This window comes from Synechococcus sp. W70.1 (assembly GCF_047461515.1).
GTDB lineage: Bacteria > Cyanobacteriota > Cyanobacteriia > Thermostichales > Thermostichaceae > Thermostichus.
Genome location: NZ_JANSHH010000029.1, coordinates 1 through 3,979 on the forward strand (window position 1 = coordinate 1; position 3,979 = coordinate 3,979).

Consider the following 3,979-nt stretch of genomic DNA (forward strand, 5'->3'; position numbering starts at 1 on the left):
GACAACCGAGATGTACACGTAAGGAGTCTTCGGCAGCTTCAGATGTGTATATTAGACAGCTCTAAGTACAAAACCCACTCCAACTTCGACTCCGACGCCCACTCCCACTCCTACTTCGACACCCTCCGCTACCCCTACGCTGACCCCAACTCCACCGCTGGCACCCACACCTACACCAGAGTCGCCACCTACGCCCGCGCCGCGCCGTCGTCCGACGCCAGAAGCGATTCTGGCCGAGCCTACCCCTCCGTCTCCAGCAGAGACCACGGCTAAGCCAACGCCCAGGCCCACACCGACCCCAACACCAACGCCCAGATCTCAGCCAGAGGCTACCCCTTTGCCGCGGCTGACACCCATTCCGTTGGCGGAGCGGCAGGTGCGGCCCCAAGGACTGCGACTTTTCCCACCTGGGCTGCGCAGCCCCTACTCAGGCAATAAGCTACAGCAGGAGCTCAGCTCCGAGGGCTGACCCCATATATAGTGCCTGAATCCTCGCTATACTCTAGACTTGGGATAGCCCAGTCATGGCTTTTCCTGGAGCCAGCTTTGGCTGGTTTCAGGTTGGGGCTACTTGAAAGCTCGAGGTAGCTGCTGGCCTTTTTCAGGATTTTGCTGAGCAAGCCCCTAAGGCTAGCTGCTGTCGGAAGCAGGTGCCGGATCGCTGCAATCAAATGTCCGTGCCCATACAGATATCCTCAAGCATTTTTCTGGACTTTTTGTCTTAGCCCGAAGGAATATGGCCCTCAGGAAGTATCCAATTTAAGCTATTTTTTACCCATTTATTTCTATGAGCTTTTCTCTTGACTAGGGAAGTTGGTTTATCTTTCGCAACATCTACTGGTAGAGTTGTACATCCAAAAGGTCAGTTTGAAAACACTTTAGGTAGAGCCAGGCGAGACAGGCTCAGTAAGTTTTCTGAACTAGGCGTTTACCAGAAGTTCAAATTTTTGAAGTGCCAAAACCTTTACAGAAAGTCTGCTCTTCTGGTATGAAGGAGATGCTGCTTGCAGAGCGGTCAACTTCTCCTGCTAGGGGAAAGGCCTAAAGCAACAGGAGAGGCGAAAGCCCGGACAGGGCGTAGTTTAGGGTGTGGGGTTGGATATGTCGGAAAGCCTTGACCTGCAAGATGCAGTAGGCCGTTTCTTGAAAATCATTGGTCGCTACTCGTTGCTCAGCCCTGAAGAGGAGCTTCGCCTGGCCTACCAGGTACAGCGAATGATGGCCCTCCTGGAACAGCGGCGGCAGGATGAGTCGCTCGAGGACTGGAGCCGACGGGTGGGGATCCCCGTGGAAGAGCTGCAGCGGATCCTACAGGAGGGGGAAGCGGCCAAAAGGCGCATGGTGGAGTGCAACCTACGCCTAGTGGTATCGATTGCTAAGCGCTACCGCAACCGCGGCTTGCCGTTTTTGGATCTCATCCAAGAGGGCACCATCGGCCTCACCCGCGCCGTGGAAAAGTTTGATCCCACGCGAGGGTACAAGTTCTCCACCTACGCTACCTGGTGGATCCGGCAGAGCGTAAACCGCGGCATCCAAAACAAAGGGCGCCTCATTCGTCTGCCTGCCCACATGTACGAGAAGGTCTCCCAGGTGAAGCGGCGCTACCGCGAGCTATCCGCTCAGAAGGGATCCCGACCTGCAGCCGAAGAAGTTTTCGATTCGCTGGATATTGGCGACAACTACCGCGAGCTGATCACCCGCCACATGGCCGAGATCTGTTCCCTCAACGTGAGTGTGGGCGATGAGGACGGCACGGAGCTGCAGCACTTTATCCCTGACGAAGACAACGACCCAGTCGAGCATCTCACTCGGATTGCCCGTTGGGAGGAAGTCCGCGCCCTTGTGAGGCAACTGAGCGAACGCGAGCAGCAGGTCATCGTAGCCCGCTACGGCCTAGATGGAGCCAAGAGGATGACGCTGCGCGAGATTGGGGAGCACATTGGCCTGTCGCGGGAGCGGGTGCGGCAAATTGAGCGGCGGGCCCTGCGGAAATTGCGGCGGCTGCAGCAGGAATACTCCACCCCCAAGACTGGCAAACGGCTCAATCCCTCCAACTAGGCCGGGGCCTGCCTCCGGTAAAAGGGCTTTTTCACCACCTCGGCAAGCCGGCGCTGGCCCCGAATCTCAATCTCCAGCCGGGATCCCACCTCGGCCCAAGTCGAATCCACGTACCCCAGGCCAATGCCATAGCCCAAGGTGGGAGAGTGGGTGCCGCTGGTTACCCGGCCAATCGGCTGAGAGGAGTTGGGAGCATAGATGGCATAGCCGCTGCGGGGAATGGCTCGATCCAGCATGCGAAATCCCACCAGACGACGAGGGATCCCCTCGGCCCGCTGGTTTTCTAGCGCCGCCTTGCCTAGGTACTCTGCCGGGTTGTTGACCAGCCAGCCCAGGTCGGCTTCGAGAGGAGTGGTGCTCTCATCTATGTCTTGCCCGTAGAGGCAAAAGCCAGCCTCCAACCGCAGCGTATCGCGGCAGCCCAGGCCACAGGGCTGGACTCCTGCCTGCACCAGTTGCTCCCAGAGCCAGCGGCCGTCTGAGGGACTGAGCAGGAGCTCAAAGCCATCTTCGCCGGTGTAGCCGGTGCGGGTCACGAAGATACTTGCTTCTGCGGAGCTCTCCCTTTGAGGAGCTTTAGGGATAAACTGCCCATGTTGAAATCGGCGTAAAGCTTTCAAGGATCCCTCTAGAAAAGGCTGCAAAACCTCTTCCGCTGCCGGCCCCTGGACGGCCAGCAACACGTGGGACACCGTGCGATCTTGAAGTTCTAGGCCAGGGATCCCTTGCTGCTGCAGCCATTCCCTGTCTTTCTGGCAGGTGGCCGCGTTGACGATCAGGCTCCAGTGCTCCAGCTCTCCTTCCGGTGGATGCCGGTAGAAGATGACGTCGTCCACAATGCCCCCCAGGGGGTTGAGCAAAACCGTGTAGCGAGCAGAGCCCACCCGCACAGCGCTGAGATCGCTGGGCACGAGACGGCTGAGGTGGGATCCCAGCTCCGGTCCCCAAAGGGTGAACTTGCCCATGTGAGAGATGTCGAATATCCCCGCCTGCTCCCGCACCGCCCGATGCTCAGCCACCACACCCTGGTAGTACAGCGGCATTTCCCATCCGGCAAAGGAGACAAAACGCGCCCCCAAGGCTTGGTGCAAGGGGAACAGGGGGGTGCGCTGCAGCGGCGTTTGGCTCATGAAGGGAGCTTTAAACCCAACCTCGTACCTTTCTTGGAGCTCGCTTCAGGGGTCTAGTTGGCAGATCCGTCCACCGTCAACTGGCCCAAAACGTTGATGTCGAAGGTGAAGTTGATCGTCACCGAGTTGCCCTCATAGGCCTCAGGCAGGGGCAAAAAGGGTGCCGCCCGCTGAATTGCCGTCAGCGCCGCGTCGTCGGTTTGTTGGCTGCCGGAAGTGCGGGCCAGGCGAATGCTCTGCAGCTCGCCACCCCGACCCACCGTGAAGATCACTACGGTGCGGCGGGAAGTGCCGGTCTGGCCTGGGATCCAATTCTGTTCCACCTTGCGCTGCAAAGCTGCTAGCCAGGGGCCCCAATCCACATTGGCCCGCGCCGCCACACTGGGGGAGTTGGGAGCTGACTGGGTGGGGTTGGCCAAGCCGCTGGCTCCTCCGCCCTGGATCCCACCTCCATCGCTGGGCGCAGAAGCGCTGATGGGCGGTCCCAACTGAGAAGCCTCGGAGGACCGCTCAGCAGGGGAAACCTCTGTCGGCGGCTGGGGAGCAGGCGCAAGGGGTTGCAATTGGCTGAGATCCGAGGCCCGCTCTCTGGGCTGCGCGGGCGGAGCAGGAGGAGCGGCCGCCACAGGTGGCGGAGTCTGAGTGGGAGTGGGTTTGGGGGCTGCGGTAGGTGGAGGCGGCGCTGCAGTTGGCGTTGCCCTGGACCGAGGCTGTCGCTTTTACACATCTCCGCGCCCACGAGACGCTACGCTATAGAGTCTTCCGGGGTCTTCTTTAAATAAAAAAAATGG

4 protein-coding genes are annotated in these 3,979 nt (G+C 59.5%); 2 read left to right on the forward strand and 2 right to left on the reverse strand.

The annotated features are described in order from the left end of the window. Both NW808_RS06620 and NW808_RS06625 read left to right on the forward strand, forming a co-directional pair. Positions 1-273 (forward strand): hypothetical protein (locus tag NW808_RS06620; RefSeq protein ID WP_414420695.1); only part of this gene is annotated, 273 nt, incomplete at its 5' end. 828 nt (positions 274-1,101) lie between these two features. After that, positions 1,102-2,058, forward strand: a complete 957-nt coding sequence (locus NW808_RS06625; RefSeq protein ID WP_414404981.1) for a sigma-70 family RNA polymerase sigma factor — start codon at positions 1,102-1,104, stop codon at positions 2,056-2,058. Here NW808_RS06625 and gcvT read toward each other — a convergent pair. Then, entirely contained in the window at positions 2,055-3,188 is a 1,134-nt protein-coding gene (gene gcvT, locus NW808_RS06630) for a glycine cleavage system aminomethyltransferase GcvT (protein WP_414409991.1), read from the reverse strand. The two genes, NW808_RS06625 and gcvT, sit on opposite strands and share 4 nt — an antisense overlap. 53 nt (positions 3,189-3,241) lie before the next feature. Continuing rightward, on the reverse strand, positions 3,242-3,814 hold the full coding sequence (locus NW808_RS06635; RefSeq protein ID WP_414420696.1) for an energy transducer TonB: 573 nt from the start codon (positions 3,812-3,814) through the stop codon (positions 3,242-3,244). Positions 3,815-3,979: the final 165 nt, after the last annotated feature.

Coding starts and splice junctions, on each gene's coding strand:
- gcvT (WP_414409991.1), bottom strand. CDS start 3,188: ATGAGCCAAACGCCGCTGCAGCGCACCCCCCTGTTCCCCTTGCACCAA.
- NW808_RS06625 (WP_414404981.1), top strand. CDS start 1,102: ATGTCGGAAAGCCTTGACCTGCAAGATGCAGTAGGCCGTTTCTTGAAA.